The sequence below is a fragment of the Peribacillus sp. V2I11 genome (genome assembly GCF_030817135.1).
Lineage (GTDB): Bacteria > Bacillota > Bacilli > Bacillales > DSM-1321 > Peribacillus > Peribacillus simplex.
Genome location: NZ_JAUSYW010000001.1, coordinates 4,993,700 through 5,010,761, shown reverse-complemented (window position 1 = coordinate 5,010,761; position 17,062 = coordinate 4,993,700). Strand labels below are relative to the sequence as shown.

Here is a 17,062-nt window from a genome sequence, read left to right as displayed (position 1 = left end):
ATGTTACTTATGGAATGAACATTCCCCAAGTTGAAACGTCTAATCAAACTGGAAGATGTTGGTGAGGTGCTCAATTGAAAGAAATACTTCTGATTCTACTATTACAACTTATTTATGTTCCGATTTACACGTTGCGAACCATTTTCTTAGTAAAAAATATTACCATACTTGCCTCGATACTGGGTATCGCAGAAATGTTAATATACGTTTTTGGATTATCCCTAGTATTTGGCGGTGACCAAAGCATACTCGCCATGGTTGTATATGCAGTCGGTTTTGGAATCGGAATAATTTTTGGTACGAAAATTGAGCAAAAACTTGCCATCGGTTTTATTAATGTGACCGTTAATACTCAAACCAAAAATGAACAGTTGGTAGATACATTGAGGAACAACGGATTTGGTGTAACTCTTTATACGGGCGAGGGCAGGGATAGCAACCGTTATCGGATGGAAATCTTGACAAAACGCAATCGGGAACAAGAATTGATTGCAACCGTTGAAAAGTTCGAACCTAAGGCTTTCATCATTTCATATGAACCACGTTATTTTAAAGGTGGATTTTTATTGGATCGATTAAAAAATAAAGCAAGTTGAATGAAATGCAAAAGCCCATCTTTTTAAGGATGGGCTTTTGCATTATTTCGTTTTTGACTTTCTAATCTTTATTGCCCTCGTTACTGGTTGTTTTTTAATCCACTTTAAGTATTTTTTTAATGCTTCATCATCTTTTAGCAAAAGCACGGTATTTAGTCGAATGGCCAGCTCTCGGTTTGAATACAGTGCGTGAATCTGTTTATGACATGATTTACAGAGATAGGCTATTGGTAAAAGGCTGCCGCCTAATTCTCTAGGTGTTAAATGATGGATGGTAAGTTCTATTTCGCCCCTGTCACAAAGCTTATAAGTACCATTCATCTCATGACTCGGACGTTAAGGCTTAACTGATTTTCCTTCTTCAACAATATGAAACATCAAATGGGCAAGATGGTGGATCGGTCCATACTCTTCATTGTCATCATCTTCTTCATCTTCCACTTCCACTTCATCCATGCCTTGTAAATAAAGTGCCATGAACTCATAAAAATCATTTTTAGTAAAGGAGTAACAATCACTTGGATCCTGATTATCTTCTTCATACTGTAAAACTAGATGGGATAAATCACCCTCATCATCTTCAGCATCAAAAAAAACGAAATACCCGATATTTGTATCCAGTTCAAATAATCTGCGAAAGCCACGTGATGTTGATTTTTCAAACTCAGCTGACGTCAATTTTTGCACTTGCATGCTGTCTACATTATCTTCTTGATGAAAGCCCACGATAAATGTGTTCATAATCTAACCTCCTGTTGAATATGGATAACCATTAGTATTCCCATTTAACCGAATTTATTCGATTTAGAGGTTTGTTTCCAAGACAACAGGGCAATGGTCACTGCCCATGACATCGCAGTGAATGTTAGCCTCTATTAAAGAATCCGCCATACGTTTCGAAACAATGAAATAATCGATTCTCCACCCGATATTCCGCTCTCTTACTTTAGCCATATATGACCACCAAGTATAGGCACCTTCCTGGTCCGGATAAAAATGACGAAATGTATCGATAAACCCTGCATCTAGTAATTCTGTCATCTTTCCTCGTTCTTCATTAGTGAAACCGGAATTCCCAATATTGGGTTTCGGGTTTTTCAAGTCGATTTCCTGATGTGCGACATTGAGGTCCCCACAATAGATAACCGGCTTCACCAAGTCCAGTTCTCTAAGATAATCTATTATCCCATCTTCCCATTCGAGCCGATAATCAAGCCTTGATAAATCCCTTTTTGCATTTGGTGTATAAACATTCACCATATAGAAATTCTCAAATTCCAGTGTTATGATCCTGCCTTCCGGCTCCTCGTCCAGCTCCCCTACGCCATATTTCACTGTAAGCGGTTTTTCCTTTGTGAAAATGGCCGTACCTGAATATCCTTTTTTCAATGCATAATTCCAATATTGATAGTACCCTTCCAACTCAAGTGAAATCTGCCCTTCTTGAAGCTTAGTTTCTTGAAGGCAAAAAATATCTGCATCCACATCCTTAAAGTAATCTAAAAATCCTTTTTTAACACAAGCCCTAATTCCATTCACATTCCAGGAAACCAATTTCATAATCTCTTTAATTCTCCTTATGGCCAATTAATTTATTTACATTTCAACTATACTATTTATCTGCTATTTTTCCCATTAGAGTACATTCGAAAACAATCTGGCAAATGATTCTTTGGAACGTTCCAGTAAGCCACGATTGTTATACCCGATAGGATCTAGTTTGTCACTATCCATCATATCCTCTTTGTAATGAGTGACAAGATCATCAATTGTACGGCTGCCCATAAGAAAGACATTCACTTCGAAATTCAGATGAAAACTCCTCATATCCATGTTTGCCGTTCCTATGGAAGCCATATCACCATCAACGATAATAAGTTTCTGATGAAGAAAACCTTTATTATACGAGTATACCTCTACACCGAATTGAAGCAGCTCCCCGAAGTAGGAACGGCTGCCATATTGGGTTAAAAATCCATCATTTATTGCCGGAACCATAAGCCTAACTTGTATCCCCTTAATTGCGGCATGTTTAATTGCTGCTTTAATCGCTTGATTGGGTACGAAGTATGGACTTGCAATCCAGATTGATTCAGTCGCGCTAGTGATAAGTGAATAGTAAAAATCACTCATGATTCCCTGTTGTGTATCAGGACCGCTTGCCACCACCTGGACAGCTCCATCCCCTTGTTCCACTGTATTCTTGAATTCTGGACGTTCTTGCAATACATCTTCCCCACTGACATATTCCCAATCCAAAAGGAAAACAGTATGAAGCATATATACCGCTTCACCTTCAAGGACCATGTGTGTATCTCTCCAAAATCCGATGTTTTTATTTCGTCCTAAATATTCCTCTCCTACGTTTAAACCTCCCACAAAGCCAACTTCCCCATCAATGATGATGATTTTACGGTGATTCCTAAAATTAAACTTTTGATTGAAAAAACCGTGTTTCAATGGGGAAAATGGATAAGCTTTTATCCCTGCAGTTCTCATTCGTTTAACTTCATTATTTGAAAGGCTTAAACTGCCGGCTGCATCAAAAATGAATAAAACTTCCACACCATTTTTTGCTTTTTCAATAAGGATATCTATAATTTCAGTGCCAAGCCTATCGGAACGAAAAATATAATATTCAATATGGATGAATTTTTCAGCTTTTTTTAACTGTTTAATGATTTCTGTAAACGTTTCTTTACCATTTTTCAATACTTCTGTTTGCGATGATGTACTAATGGTGGTTTCAGATACATTTTTGGCAAAAGCTGCGAATGATTGCTGATGATTATTCAAGAACGATAAATCTGGCGATGATACCTGTGTGACAAGACTCTTCCATTCTTCGCGATCTTTTTTCCTTTTACTTCGAAATAAATATCCTTTTAGGTAGAGCTGACCTGAGAATAGATAAAATGCATATCCAAATACCGGGAAAAACAAAAGCACATACATCCATAAAAGTGTCTCGTGGGCAAATCTATTTTCCAGCATGAGTGAAATCATGGTAATAAACATGACAAAAATATATAATCCAATAAAAAATAGCTTCACGTCGAAGCTAACATGAGAGAACAGGATCATATAAACTGCAGTAATTAAAATAAATAAAAATACAAATTCCATTCTTCTTCTTTTCATCTTTTCATTCTCCTACACAGCAATATTTTATATATATCTAAACATATACCCATATTTGATGGTAAAAGAAACAAAACACTCACGAAAACAATATTCGCAAGTGTTTTGTGTATTACCTATCCAATTATCACTTCATGTCAGGAATCAAACTTTCATATAGCTCAATATACTTTAAGGAAGACGATGTCCAACTGAAGTCTAACTTCATCGCACTTTCGGCCATATTCCTCCATCTTTTCGGCTGAAATTTGTACAGACCAACAGATTGCTCAATTGTATGGAGCATATCGTGTGCATTATAATTCGTAAAACTGAAGCCATTACCTTCACCAGTGAATTGATTATAAGGTATGACCGTATCACGAAGTCCGCCAGTTTCCCTCACTAAAGGCAGAGTGCCATAACGGAGCGCTAAGAGCTGGCCGATACCACATGGTTCGAATTGTGACGGCATCAGGAATAAATCTGAACCAGCATATATCCGTCTTGCTAAACCTTCATCAAAATATGTATTTACTGAAACCTGATTTGGATATTGGTCAGCTAAATGGCGAAAGGCCGATTCATATTGCTCATCGCCTGTACCTAAAAGAATGAATTGAACACCTTGGTTCATCATTTCATGAAAAACATGGAGAATAAGATCGATTCCTTTTTGATCAACAAGCCTGGTTACCATTGATATAACCGGGACCTCATCATTGACAGGAAGCTCCAGAGATTCCTGTAGCTGACGTTTATTTTCCATCTTGCCTTCATAGCAATCGAATGGAACAGCAAGATGTTCATCTGCCGCAGGATTATATTCCTCATAATCGATTCCGTTGATTATCCCTTTAAGGTCACCATTTCTTTTGCGTAAAAACCCATCAAGATTTTCCCCGAAATAAGGACTCTGAATTTCTTCCGCATAACTTGGGCTTACAGTTGTGACTTTGTTAGAGAAAGCTAAGCCGGCTTTCAAATAACTGACATTTCCATGGAATTCAAGACCATCGATATTAAAATATAACTCACTCAAATCCAATAATTCTGCTAAAACAACTTTAGGATAAACTCCTTGATAGCGTAAATTATGTATGGTAAATATCGTTTTAATATCCTGATAGAAAGGATGGTTATGATAATGAGCTTTCAGCAAAACGCTGACAAGGCCCGTTTGCCAATCATGACAGTGTATGACATCCGGCTTTTCTTCTAAATAGGGTAAAGCCTCTAAAATTGCACGGGAAAAGAAGGCGAACCTTTCGCCATCATCAAAGAAACCATAACTCCCATGCCTTTTGAAGTAATATTCATTATCCAGGAAATAATATGTAATCCCATTAGCAACAAGTTTTTCGATGCCACAAAATTGCTGGCGCCAACCAACAGGAACTTCGATGCTCGTCAAATGTTTCAGTTCCTGTTTGTATTGGTTAGGAAGATCCCCGTATTTAGGAAGGATGACACTTACATGGACTCCCTGTTTTTTCAGCGCTTTCGGGAGCGCGCCTATAACGTCTCCGAGCCCTCCCGTTTTTATAAAAGGGGCGCATTCTGAAGCAGCAAATACAACATTCATTGCCGCACCTCCTCTATTAAATTATTTCCGCTTTTTTTATTACAGTAGGCTGTTTTAAACCAATAACTGATTTTTCACTAGTAATTCTCACTTCTTTATCAGTTATGATATTTTCAACGATAGCTCCTTCTTCAATCACGCCTTTTTGCATGATGATGCTATTTCTTATAATCGCACCCTTTTTCACCTTCACCCCTCGGAAAAGTATACTGTTTTCGACAGTCCCTTCAATATCACACCCGTTGGCTATCAATGAATTGGTAACCTTCGAAGAACTTGAATATTTGGTAGGTGCCTCATGTTTGATTTTTGTATAAACATCCCAAGTATCCCCGAAGAAAGAACGGATTACCGAAGGGTTCAGGAAATTCATATTACTGGAATGAAAGCTTTCAATGGAATGGATGAATGGCATATCTCCAGTAAAATTGTAGCCTTTGACTGTAAAACGATGAAGATTGGCTTTCACTGCGTCTTTCAAAAAGTCATATTCTCCACTGGCAACACAGCTTTTGATCAAGTTCACCAATAGCGTTTTACTTATGATGAAGGTTTCTAGGCAAACATGGTCACCAGGTCTAGGGATGGTATAAAAGCTAATGTCAGTAATGTCTTCATCCGAATCTACCGAGCAGGTGTGATAGATTGGTTTCTCTATCAATTCCCCTACATAATCCTTATATACGACCGTGATATCCGCTTTATGTTTTTTGTGATAATCAAGCACTTCATTAAAATCCAATTTGCATACATGGCTTCCAGGGGAGATGATGACAGTATCTGCCTGTGCACGTTCGAAAAAGCTGAGATGATCATAGAATTGCTTCATATCGCCCGTTACCGTTTCATCCGGATGGATAGGGGGCAAGATATATAAGCCTCCTGAACGCCGATCCAAGTTCCATTCTTTACCTGAGCCAAGATGATCCATAACTGAAAGATACTTTTCTTTTGGAAAAACGGCTACTTTTGATACATCTGCATTAATGAGATTCGACATCGTAAAGTCAATCAAACGGTAGCGTCCACCAAATGGCACAGATGCTACATTACGGTGAGCAGTCAGATCTTTTAAATGTTGTCTTTCATTGATTAAGTTAATAATACCCAACACATTTTCCATAGCCATCTTCCCCTTTTTCTAGTTAAGAGTGATCTTTTTTTTGTTTGGATTGGTAATGGTCTGATTTTCACCAATTAAGGTAATATCGGATGTAACTGCTGAATTGCCTACTACGGCACCATCTTCTATAACACAATTGCTGGCTATGATGCTTCTTTCTATATGAACGTTTTCACCAATCGTAACATTAGGCATGATGACTGAATCTTTTATGGTTGACCCATAGCCCACCTGTACATTATAGGATAAAACCGAATGTTCAATGTTCCCATGTATCATGCACCCTTCATTGATAAGCGACTGACTTACCTCGGCATCCGGTGATATATATTGCGGCGGGTGATTTGCATTGCGGGCAAAAATTTTCCATTGCTGATCATCCAACTGGAAATTTGGCGTATCCTCCAATAAGTCCATATGGGCTTGCCAAAGGCTTTCGACCGTTCCAACATCTTTCCAATAATCATTAAAACGATAGGCATATAGCTTTTTTCTGTCTTCAAGCATCTTTGGAATGATGTTGCTGCCGAAATCATTGGAAGAATTTTCATCTTTTTCATCGTTTATTAAATACCGTCTTAGGGTCTTCCAATTGAATAGGTAAACTCCCATGGAAGCGAGATTACTCTTTGGATACTTTGGTTTTTCATCAAATTGAGTGACTTTATCATCATCATTGGTATTCATGATTCCGAAACGGCTCGCTTCCTGCCACGGCACTTGAATGACAGCTATGGTTGCCTCGGCATTTTTTTCAATGTGAGAATCCAGCATCTTACTGTAATCCATCTTATAAATATGGTCACCAGAGAGAATCAGTACATGCTCCGGATCATAATTATCAATGTATTGGATATTTTGATAAACAGCGTTTGCCGTCCCTTTATACCACTCACCGCCTTCTTTCCCTTGATAAGGGGGAAGAACGGAAACTCCGCCAACATCCAGATCAAGATCCCAAGCTTTGCCATTACCAACGTAATCATTTAGAATCAATGGCTGGTATTGGGTCAGTACCCCAACCGTATCAATACCAGAATGAGTGCAGTTACTTAATGGAAAATCGATGATTCTATATTTACCGCCAAAGGGAACAGCTGGTTTTGCCAAACCGATTGTCAATTCACCTAACCTTGAACCCTGGCCTCCTGCCAATAACATTGCTATCCATTTTTTCGCTCCCATTATTCGTTCACTCTCCCCCGTCTTTTTTTTGTTTGCTTCATAAAAATAGAAATGCCTAATGGAGGTACAGTTATTTCCATGCTGAATGGTTGATTATGGTATGGTTCCTTTTTGACATTAATGGGTTCTTCATTGATCTGACCCGATCCTCCGAAAGCGGCTGAATCACTGCTGAAGACCTCTATATATTTACCCTGGGATGGTACACCTATTTGATAATGAGCATGAGCCTGCGAAGAAAAATTACAGACAACAATGCAATAATCGCCTTTGCGTTTACCTTTTCTCATAAAGGTAAGGATACTCTGTTCACTATTGTTCGGATCTATCCATTCAAATCCCTCCTGGACATGATCCAGTCTCCAAAGGGAGGAAGTTTGCCTATAAAAATCCTGAAGGGTACGGAAGTAATACGCCAGCTTTTCGTGGGATTCATATTCCAAAAGCAGCCAATCCAATTGTTCCTCATCTTTCCATTCTATGAACTGGCCAAATTCACCGCCCATAAATAGAAGCTTCTTTCCAGGATGCGTCATGAAATACCCAAGGAGTAACCGTAAATTTGCGAATTTCTGCCAATAGTCACCAGGCATCTTATTCAATAATGACTTCTTGCCATGAACCACTTCATCATGTGAAAAGGGCAAGACGAAATTTTCTGAAAAGGCATAGAAAAATGAAAAGGTTAAGAGGCAATGATGATATGGCCTTTCATCCGTTTCAAGTTTCATATAACGAAGGATATCGTTAGTCCATCCCATATTCCATTTGTAATTAAAACCTAGGCCTCCTATATCGGTAGGAGAAGTTATAAGTGGCCGATCTGTTGCTTCTTCAGCCATCATTAATGCATTGGGATATTTCCTGAAAACCACTTCGTTAAGTTTTTGCAAAAATTGTATGGCTTCCAGGTTTTCCTCACCGCCAAACTGGTTTTTCAGCTTGACCGGCAACGGATTATCATGATTTAAATAGACCATTGACGAAACTGCATCGACACGGACCCCATCAATATGGTATTCATCCATCCAAAACATTACATTTGATATAAGGAAACTGACTACTTCCGGTTTGGTAAAATCAAAATTGTATGTCCCCCATAACGGACGATCTGCTCTATTATGATCAATTGGTTCATAGAGAGGCGTACCATCGAAACGGGAAAGTCCATGCGCGTCTTTACAAAAATGGGCGGGAACCCAGTCAAGGATTACTCCTATGCCCTTTTGGTGGCAAAGGTTAATTAGATATTTAAAATCTTCCGGTGGACCGTAACGGCTGGTTACGGAATAATAGCCCGTGACTTGGTATCCCCACGATTTATCAAATGGGTGTTCCATTATGGCCATGATTTCGATATGTGTAAAACTATTATCAATCACATAATCAACTAATCTATCAGCCAATTCACGGTACGAATAAAATTCGCCATCTTCTTTCTGTTTCCATGTTCCGGGGTGCACTTCATAAATGGACATGGGCTTATGATAAATATTTTCCTTTTTCCTATCGGCTATCCACTTCGAATCTTGCCATTCAAAATTATCCAGCCTTTTAATGACCGAGGCTGTATTTGGTCTGACTTCCGAATAAAAGGCATATGGATCGGCTTTTAGGATACGTTTATTTCCAGGTGTATGTATTTCGTATTTATAGAGTTCCCCTTCTTGTAGTCCTGGTACGAACAACACCCAGATACCTGAACGCTCGATCCGTTTCATTGCATGATCTTTTCCGTCCCAATTATTAAAATTACCGACAACTGAAACTTGCTTGGCATGGGGGGCCCAAACGGTGAAGCGTACTCCTTCTATACCTAATGATGTTACAATGTGTGCCCCAAGCATTTTATAGCTTTCATAAAGGGTGCCTTCATGAAACAAATACAAATCGAAATCGCTTGGATAATTCTCTTGCAGCTGGTCAATAATTGTACTCAATAAAACCCCTCCATCAGTATTAACTCGATAGTATTTTACCCATCCTTCCCCAGTTATTATATATATTCGGTGAAAATGATATTAATCCTTCAAATGGAGGTGAAGATATTGTAATAAATGCCCGTTTTTTTGCAAATTAAAACATTTTTTTGCGGAAAATAGCCATTTAATGTAAAAATATTATTATTCCAATAAAAGCTCTCCCCTTTTTTTGGGAAGAGCTTTATGGTATCGTGTATGAATTCTTCATCTTATTTGTTCAGTTCGAATCATATGAGTCTTCGTCAAGAATAAATACGATAATGAGACTGACCATGCCAAAGGAGTATTCCTGTTTGGAATATTACTGCCTATATATAATTCAGGAACTTCCCAATTTTCCGGAATGATCATTTTCGTTTTATCTATATATTCCTTCACTTTGTTCATCATGCCAAGTTCAAGGTAGCATAAGCCCAACCATGGAAGCCCGAAACACCATTCCGCTTCTTGACCGTCATTATAATAAAGATCCTTTTCATACCGTATACAACCCTTTGTTCTTTCAAGGCGCTCTGTGACATTCTTCAATATTTCAAGTGCAATTTCACGGTCTACCAACCGATAAGGATAAATTAAGGATAAAAGGGCTAAATCCGTCTCTTTTGAATAACTTTCCCTAGGAAGCAGGAAACGAAGTGTCTCTTCTCCCTTTTTAATCAGTTCCTCCTTGACGTGGACCAGCATTTTGACTGAATTCAAACCAGCAACACATGCACCTATGCTTGAAGCATGGATTTCGATATTTTCTTCCCACATCCCGTTATCTTCCGACTGCCAATATTGCAGGCATTCCAAATAATTGACCAACTTTTGGACAATTTGTAAATCACGTTGATTCCTTAACACCTTTTTCCCATGCCTATATCCTTCACCGACACCCCATAAAAAGGCACCTATCGCATCATTTTGGGCATGCCCCCACTCATCTGGCAGTTCTTTAAGCTCAGTGGAATATCGTGCGTGGATATGTTCAAAAAGAAACTGGGGTTTCTGTTCTGTATGAATATCTATCTTCCACTCATAGGATTGAAATAAGTCGAATAAAGCATGATATGCTTTCTCGTAACGATTGGATGGATCATTTATAAAAGGCAATACCGTATAAACGACATCCCTTATCCAGACATAATTATAATCATCAGAAACGCTTGCAGTATACGCGCCATTAGGAAGCCGCATGCGGTCAAGAACCTCTAGGGCACCATTTATATTCATTAATTGAACACCTCCATAGTTATTTGCTTATTCCCATTGTTGACAGACTCCCATTTTCTAAACGTTGGTTGTTTCATTTTAAATTAGAAGCGCTTTCAATTCAGCTAACCAAAACGACTTTTCAGAAGTTCATTCATCCTAGTTTATGTAATCACTGCCCTTTTTGATAATCAAGCTTCCAATGTTCATTAAAAAGCGTCATTTGCCTAACCTAAATGAACGGATTCAAAAAGTTGCCGGTTATGAAATTTACTTAAGAAAATAAAAACCCAGTAGTGGCATTCCATTACTGGTTATATCGGCCTATCATTTAAATGTTTAGTACTTATTAAAAGAAATATCGTAATATCATCAAGGAAAGCACGCCAATCATAACCGTCCCCAACAGACTCCTCGTAAAAAGGGCAACCAGGAAAGCTGGTAGAGCTGCTGCCAAATTCAAAGCATTATCCTTAATTGAAAAGACCTGTTCCGATAATAGAAGTTCTTGAGCCAACAACGCCGCCATTACGGCCACTGGCACATGCTTTAGCCAATCTATGCCCCATTCAGGAATCTGCATTTTACTTAGCAGCATCAAAGGAACGACTCTAGGTATAAAAGTTACAATCGAAGTACCTATGATGACAGCAAGGATATATCCGCTTATTTCCATCTGCCAATCACCATCCCCATCGTTGAAGCTACAACCGTTGCAACTATGACCCCAGTACTGCCTGGAAAGAAGAAACTTACTGCAACAACGATTAATATGCTGCTAAAAGCGACTGCAAGATCTATGAAAAAGTCCTTTTTACTTAATATTTGCAAAACTAAAAGTCCGATAAACATCGCTGGCAGGGCAAAGTCCATCCCATATTTTTCGGGATTTGGAATCCATTGGCCAAAGAAACCGCCGGCCATATTTGCAATGAACCAATTTAAATAGGCTGCAAGATTCAGACCAAGCATCCATTAAAATCAAGTCGTTTCCTCTTTTGTGCCGTTGTGACGGCCACTCCAAACGTTTCATCAGTTAATAAGGCTCCGGTTAATTGGTATACAATCCGTTACTCCTTGCCAAAAGCCTTCCCCATCATTGACCATGGAAATGCCATCGATTTACCATTCAGCACTACCCTGACTCATATAATTCCACCCTTGTTTTAATAAGTTCCTTCAATTGTTTTCCAGCTGCCCAAGCAGAATCGGCAACTCACTATATATTTCGATGATCTCTTCTATCGGCATTCTAACTAAACCGCTGGAAGAAGGGGCAACGAATTCCATGGTCTTATTCGATGAAGGGTTTTTTTGCAACCCCCAAGAGATTTTTCGTAATTGACGATATTCCTGATAAACTCCTTTGCCTACAAAACAAACAAGTTTAGGTTTATACTTTTCAATTTTCCTTTTTAATTGCTTCCTTCCTTTTATGTACTCTTCTTTTGTGATTTCGTCCGCACCTTTTGTAGGCCTGGAAACGATATTGGTAAAACCATAACCTAAATCCAGTAATGCCGAGTCTTCAGTTGGGTCATATTTCCTTGGTGTCAGTCCGGACTTGAAAAGGATTTTCCAAAAGCGATTGTTTGGATTGGCATAATGATGGCCAGTCTCGCCTGAACGAATGCTTGGATTGAAACCTACGAACAAAATATCCAAATTTTCCTTTAAATGATCAGAGATGCCTTCCATTTTAAAACTCCTTTTCATATTTAAATATTTAATCATTGTACAAAACTGAAAAATATTTAACTACCTTTTCCGCCATTTTCACAAACTTATATTCAAAAACTAAAAAACGCTTTAATTAGAATCAAGGATGATAGCTTCATAATATAGTGATAACCTGACAAATGGAATATTGACGACCTTTTGCTCCAAAACATTCCGTTCGTCTTCACTCTTCTGCTTCCATAAATCGAATATACAAGTTTGTTACAGTTTACAGATGCCGCGGTTGCAGTTATTGAACACGCAAAAAAATATATTCAGCCATTTTCTCCAAAGAATATTTCAGTAAATGTAAATGAAATTGATACAATTGATTTTTCCCTTTCATTGGAATTAAGAAGAAAAATGAATATTTCTCTGAATGCTAAAGGTAATTGTTAACTAGCAGGATAACCCGGCATTTAGCAAAAATCAGCATGCTTTTAATCAAAGCTAGCAGGGATTTAAAATTAAAGGATATCCCCCAATCTTCATGTAATTATCGTCGGCGAGCATCCAATTTTCATAAGAGGAAAAGTTCATTCATTTTCAATGGGGAACAAAAGAATGTAAGTGCACTTGGAGACCATGTTGTAGGTACGGGTATAGTTGCTTGTGAAGCAATGGCATGCGAAGGACCCGTTATTTCTTGTAGAAATCTCGAATATTTTGGGACGGTTAATAAGCCTCCATCAATCAAATGCCGGTGTCAAGCTAATTGAATTGTATGAGAGTACAATTCAATTAGCTTGTACAGCAGCAGTCCATAAATTAATGGTTCTGCTGCTGTTTTAAAATTATTCAAATCTCTCACGGTGGCTGACTTTATTATAGGGGGTACTATTGATTCTTTGTAAGGAGAATAAACTACATGGATATTGGAGGCATAAGTCTCTCGATTATTAAGAGAGCTAAAAAACGGATCAAAAAATAAATGAATCTATTAAATAGGGTCAAGAACCTTTATTAATACCGAACCAACTTTAAAGGCGGAATCCCATTTGGCAAATAACTTTACTCGTAGGTATTCATGTACCTACGAGTTTTTATGTTACGTATCAGAATATGATTTGTATAAATTCGCTTCTTTCAAACTCGCGAATCAGGAAACATTCTGCCGTTGTTCGATATGATCATGTTTTCTCGCATTGGACATCTTATTGAAGGTAAGAAGAATACCAGAAAGCCATATAATCACGATGCCTGTATAGATATATATATGGGCTTCAATCGGAATCCATGTAGCTAATAATGTTCTTACATTGATTAAGATAATGAAACCACCCACTAAAACACCCATTAATTGAGCAGGAAGCATCCTGACGAGCCAGGCTGCAATTGGTGCGGCAACCACCCCACCAATTATCAACGCTACGACCCAAAGCCAATTGACAGCTTCCCATCCAAGTGAAATGATAAAACCTAGACTTCCGAAGAAAGCAATGGCAAATTCACTCGTATCTACAGTCCCTACGGCTTTTCTCGCCGTCATGCCTTTTTTTGACAATAAAACGGGCGTTGCAATCGGTCCCCAACCGCCTCCGCCTGTTGCATCACAAAATCCTGCAAAAAGGCCTAACGGAATGGATTGTTTTGCGGTCAATGGCTTTACGGTTTCATTTTCCTTTGACGGTTTAAAAATAAATAAAAAACGGAATAAAACGTATACACCAAGGCCAAATAAAAATATGGCAATATACGGTTTAGCTAATTCGGCTGGTAGGTTGCTCAGGAAACATGCACCTACAAATGCACCAACTGAACCTGGAATGATCAAGCGATAGACCATATTTTTATCCACGTTCCCAAACTTTATATGTGAAGCTCCAGATACTGCTGTGGTCACTACTTCCGATAAATGAACGGATGCTGATGCTACTGCAGGGGCAATCCCGAATGTCAACAATAAGGACGTGGAACTCACTCCATACCCCATTCCAAGCGAACCATCGATTAATTGGGCTAAAAACCCGATAAAGGCCAAAACGATTAACTTTTTCATGACATTCCCCTTTTTTCACTAAAATAGAACCTAAATAACATCGACCCGATGGCACCGTTTGCCTGTATAAATCATTTTGATTTCCATTAAGACACAAAGAGGCACCTAACCAAAATGAAATGACATTTTGGTTAGGTGCCTTCAGTTTTTCTGATCAGCCCAATGATATATTTTCTTCGGCATCTACTGGTAAAAGCCTAGCTAAAAAACGATATCTTTCTTTTAGAGAATATTTATAAATATCCTCTATTGAATCTTTCAGTAACTTAGATTTTTCCTCTTTTGAAAATGAACCATTTTTTATAATCATCCTCGCTTCAAAAAGGAATTCAAGATATTCTTCATATGATTCATCATATACTTTACCTAGGTCATTCCGAATTTTTTTTGCGAGTGTTGGGCTTGCTCCATTGGTAGAAACACTTATGGAAAGCATGCCTCTATTCAATGTCGCCGGAATATGAAAATTACCCAGTTCATGATTACTAATAACGTTCACCAACTGACTTTGGGATGCATTCTCGTACACTCGTTCATTAACTTCATTAGAATTTGTTGCAACAATGATTAAAAACGCATCTTTATAGTCAGTTTCTTCCACTTCTTTAAGTAAAACTTGAATCTTACCTTCTTTCTCCAACAGTTGAAAATCTGTGCATATCTCGGGGCTAACGACAGTCACTTCAGCACCAGCTTCCAATAAGGGGCGTGCTTTAAAGTAACCTATTTTACCACCGCCGATGATGACACACTTTCTGTTCTCAATATTAAGCGTAATTGGATACATAAGCTCCCTCCCCACTCACTTCATGAATTCGTTCCGATATTGCTTGTTCAATCTTTGGGTGATAACCTAGATATCGACAAAGTATGAATTTCTGCTTCCCCTTTTTTTGGATCTTTTTTATACCATTTTCGATGGACTTCATTAAGAGACCGGTAAACAAAAGGTAAGGAATGATAAATACTTGGTTTGGTCGAGATTCCTCTGCGAATTCCAATGCTTCTCCAAAACTTGGTGTGGCAGCTGTCAAATAACACTCTTGCACATTGATTTTTGGAAACCTGTTCCTTAGCAAATCGGCCAATCGAGACAAATCCCTTTTCACGTCGGGATCACTGCTGCCCCTTCCAACCAATAAAACCAAGGAATCCTCCGTAACCCTTACATTTGTTTCCTCCAACCGTTCCACTAAAATGTCAACCATTTTATCACTGACACCAATCGGCCTTCCGTATTTCAAGTCAACGGCAGGGTACCGCTCTTTCATTTTGTTCAATATGACTGGAATATCATGTTTTGCATGTACAGCTGTTAGCAATAGAACTGGAATGGCAATGATTCTCGTCGCACCTTTTTGTACGCATCGTTCGTAGGCTTCTTCTATCGTAGGAGTTTCCAATTCTAAGAAGCAATACTCCTGAATGGAATTTGGCTGTGCTTGCATACAAACTTTAATAAAATCAATGGCTTGGGCTGAAGCTTCTTTAACACGGCTGCCATGGCAAATATATAAAATGGCTTCCATTAAAAGGCCTCATTCGCCAACAAATTTTCGGTTTGTTTTCCTTCAAACCATTTGATTTTTTCTCGTAAATTAACGACATCGCCCACGACTATCATGCAAGGATTCGAAATCTGTTCGTTATTGGCGGTTTCCACTACATTAGCCAAAGTACTGACAGCTGTTTTTTGCGTTTTTAATGTCCCCCAATGAATAAGGGCTACAGGGGTCTCTGGACTTTTTCCATGATCCAAAAGTTTTCCTTGAATATATGGCAGGTTTTTAACACCCATGTAAATGGCTAATGTATCGATTCCTTTTGCAAGGGATTCCCACTTGATATTATCCTCTTCATCCTTTTTCCGATGACCGGTAACAATTGCAAATGATGAAGCGTGGTCCCTATGTGTAACTGGAATTCCCGCATAAGCTGTAGCGGCAATTCCAGCCGTAATTCCTGGAACGATTTCAAAGCTCACACCACTTTTGGCAAGGGCTTCCGCTTCCTCCCCGCCTCTCCCAAAGACGAATGGATCGCCGCCTTTCAAACGGGTGACTATTTTTCCCTTTTTTGCATATTTGACCAGGAACCGATTGATGGTATCCTGCTGCAATAAATGATAATCCGGCAGTTTACCGCAATTAATCAGCTCTACACCGTCTTTTGCATAATTCAAAAGTTCTTTATTGACAAGTCGATCATATAAAATGACATCAGCTTCTTGAATGCATTTTAATCCTTTTAATGTAATTAAATCTGGATCTCCGGGACCGGCTCCTACTAGATATACTTTCCCCATTTTTGCAACCTGCCTTCCCTTAGAGAATTGTTTCGAATTCCGATAAAACGAAACCTGCTCCATTTTTAATTTTCCTTTTTTCGTATAATGAGATGTCATCCACTTCAGGCATTTTCAAAAAATGTTTTTCCAGCTCGATATCAACAAGTTCAAAAGCCTTTTCATCTGAATCGGCAACAATGATGACATGGATCGGTTTTTCCTTGATAGTGACTTCGAAACGGTATAGATTCATGGATTTCTTACCTTCCCCT

The 17,062-nt window shown here is 38.6% G+C and carries 18 protein-coding genes; 2 read left to right on the top strand and 16 right to left on the bottom strand.

Going from position 1 to position 17,062, the window contains the following annotated elements; genetic code table 11:
• Window positions 1–74: 74 nt before the first annotated feature.
• A complete protein-coding gene (locus QFZ73_RS24500) occupies window positions 75–596 on the top strand; it encodes a DUF2179 domain-containing protein (RefSeq protein ID WP_063233682.1) in 522 nt (173 codons plus the stop codon).
• Window positions 597–932: 336 nt separating this feature from the next.
• On the opposite strand, the gene QFZ73_RS24490 is transcribed toward QFZ73_RS24500, so the two are convergent.
• The 11 genes from QFZ73_RS24490 to QFZ73_RS24440 all read right to left on the bottom strand — a co-directional run bounded on the left by QFZ73_RS24490 (window position 933) and on the right by QFZ73_RS24440 (window position 12,483).
• On the bottom strand, window positions 933–1,337 hold the full coding sequence (locus QFZ73_RS24490) for a cytosolic protein (RefSeq protein WP_230302124.1): 405 nt from the start codon (window positions 1,335–1,337) through the stop codon (window positions 933–935).
• Window positions 1,338–1,400: 63 nt separating this feature from the next.
• Window positions 1,401–2,156 (bottom strand): exodeoxyribonuclease III, encoded by a 756-nt coding sequence (locus tag QFZ73_RS24485; protein WP_251436029.1) that lies wholly within the window; start codon window positions 2,154–2,156, stop codon window positions 1,401–1,403.
• A gap of 75 nt (window positions 2,157–2,231) precedes the next feature.
• The gene (gene cls / locus QFZ73_RS24480; RefSeq protein ID WP_307271759.1) at window positions 2,232–3,737 is read right to left on the bottom strand and encodes a cardiolipin synthase; all 1,506 of its coding nucleotides are present in this window, start codon (window positions 3,735–3,737) and stop codon (window positions 2,232–2,234) included.
• A gap of 127 nt (window positions 3,738–3,864) precedes the next feature.
• Window positions 3,865–5,301: a glycogen synthase GlgA gene (glgA, locus tag QFZ73_RS24475; RefSeq protein ID WP_307271756.1), complete on the bottom strand. Its 1,437-nt coding sequence runs from the start codon at window positions 5,299–5,301 to the stop codon at window positions 3,865–3,867.
• A gap of 16 nt (window positions 5,302–5,317) precedes the next feature.
• Window positions 5,318–6,424 carry a glucose-1-phosphate adenylyltransferase subunit GlgD gene (gene glgD, locus QFZ73_RS24470; protein ID WP_251436037.1) on the bottom strand — a complete coding sequence of 369 codons (1,107 nt, stop codon included), beginning with the start codon at window positions 6,422–6,424 and terminating at the stop codon, window positions 5,318–5,320.
• A gap of 18 nt (window positions 6,425–6,442) precedes the next feature.
• The gene (locus QFZ73_RS24465) at window positions 6,443–7,609 is read right to left on the bottom strand and encodes a glucose-1-phosphate adenylyltransferase (protein WP_285847364.1); all 1,167 of its coding nucleotides are present in this window, start codon (window positions 7,607–7,609) and stop codon (window positions 6,443–6,445) included.
• Window positions 7,609–9,549, bottom strand: coding sequence for a 1,4-alpha-glucan branching protein GlgB (gene glgB, locus QFZ73_RS24460; RefSeq protein WP_307271749.1), 1,941 nt, complete (start codon window positions 9,547–9,549; stop codon window positions 7,609–7,611). Before glgB ends, QFZ73_RS24465 begins: the two co-directional genes overlap by 1 nt.
• Window positions 9,550–9,795: 246 nt before the next feature.
• Window positions 9,796–10,806: a glycoside hydrolase family 15 protein gene (locus QFZ73_RS24455; protein ID WP_307271745.1), complete on the bottom strand. Its 1,011-nt coding sequence runs from the start codon at window positions 10,804–10,806 to the stop codon at window positions 9,796–9,798.
• Window positions 10,807–11,134: 328 nt separating this feature from the next.
• On the bottom strand, window positions 11,135–11,461 hold the full coding sequence (locus QFZ73_RS24450) for an AzlD domain-containing protein (protein WP_307271742.1): 327 nt from the start codon (window positions 11,459–11,461) through the stop codon (window positions 11,135–11,137).
• On the bottom strand, window positions 11,452–11,757 hold the full coding sequence (locus tag QFZ73_RS24445) for a hypothetical protein (RefSeq protein WP_307271739.1): 306 nt from the start codon (window positions 11,755–11,757) through the stop codon (window positions 11,452–11,454). Before QFZ73_RS24445 ends, QFZ73_RS24450 begins: the two co-directional genes overlap by 10 nt.
• A gap of 207 nt (window positions 11,758–11,964) precedes the next feature.
• The gene (locus QFZ73_RS24440; RefSeq protein WP_251436052.1) at window positions 11,965–12,483 is read right to left on the bottom strand and encodes a mismatch-specific DNA-glycosylase; all 519 of its coding nucleotides are present in this window, start codon (window positions 12,481–12,483) and stop codon (window positions 11,965–11,967) included.
• A gap of 633 nt (window positions 12,484–13,116) precedes the next feature.
• On the opposite strand from QFZ73_RS24440, the gene QFZ73_RS24435 reads away from it, so the two are divergent.
• Entirely contained in the window at window positions 13,117–13,296 is a 180-nt protein-coding gene (locus tag QFZ73_RS24435) for a hypothetical protein (RefSeq protein ID WP_251436054.1), read from the top strand.
• A 307-nt stretch (window positions 13,297–13,603) separates the two neighbouring features.
• Here the strand turns inward: QFZ73_RS24435 and QFZ73_RS24430 are convergent, their stop codons facing one another.
• The 5 genes from QFZ73_RS24430 to QFZ73_RS24410 form a co-directional block, all read right to left on the bottom strand.
• Window positions 13,604–14,503 carry a sulfite exporter TauE/SafE family protein gene (locus QFZ73_RS24430; protein WP_251436057.1) on the bottom strand — a complete coding sequence of 300 codons (900 nt, stop codon included), beginning with the start codon at window positions 14,501–14,503 and terminating at the stop codon, window positions 13,604–13,606.
• Window positions 14,504–14,657: 154 nt separating this feature from the next.
• Window positions 14,658–15,290, bottom strand: a complete 633-nt coding sequence (locus QFZ73_RS24425) for an NAD(P)-binding protein (RefSeq protein WP_307271731.1) — start codon at window positions 15,288–15,290, stop codon at window positions 14,658–14,660.
• Window positions 15,271–16,032: a sirohydrochlorin chelatase gene (locus tag QFZ73_RS24420; RefSeq protein WP_251436061.1), complete on the bottom strand. Its 762-nt coding sequence runs from the start codon at window positions 16,030–16,032 to the stop codon at window positions 15,271–15,273. The genes QFZ73_RS24425 and QFZ73_RS24420 overlap by 20 nt, the downstream gene beginning before the upstream one ends.
• Window positions 16,032–16,808, bottom strand: a complete 777-nt coding sequence (gene cobA, locus QFZ73_RS24415; RefSeq protein WP_251436063.1) for a uroporphyrinogen-III C-methyltransferase — start codon at window positions 16,806–16,808, stop codon at window positions 16,032–16,034. The genes QFZ73_RS24420 and cobA overlap by 1 nt, the downstream gene beginning before the upstream one ends.
• Before the next feature lie 19 nt (window positions 16,809–16,827).
• Window positions 16,828–17,043, bottom strand: coding sequence for a DUF3906 family protein (locus tag QFZ73_RS24410; RefSeq protein ID WP_063233666.1), 216 nt, complete (start codon window positions 17,041–17,043; stop codon window positions 16,828–16,830).
• Window positions 17,044–17,062: the final 19 nt, after the last annotated feature.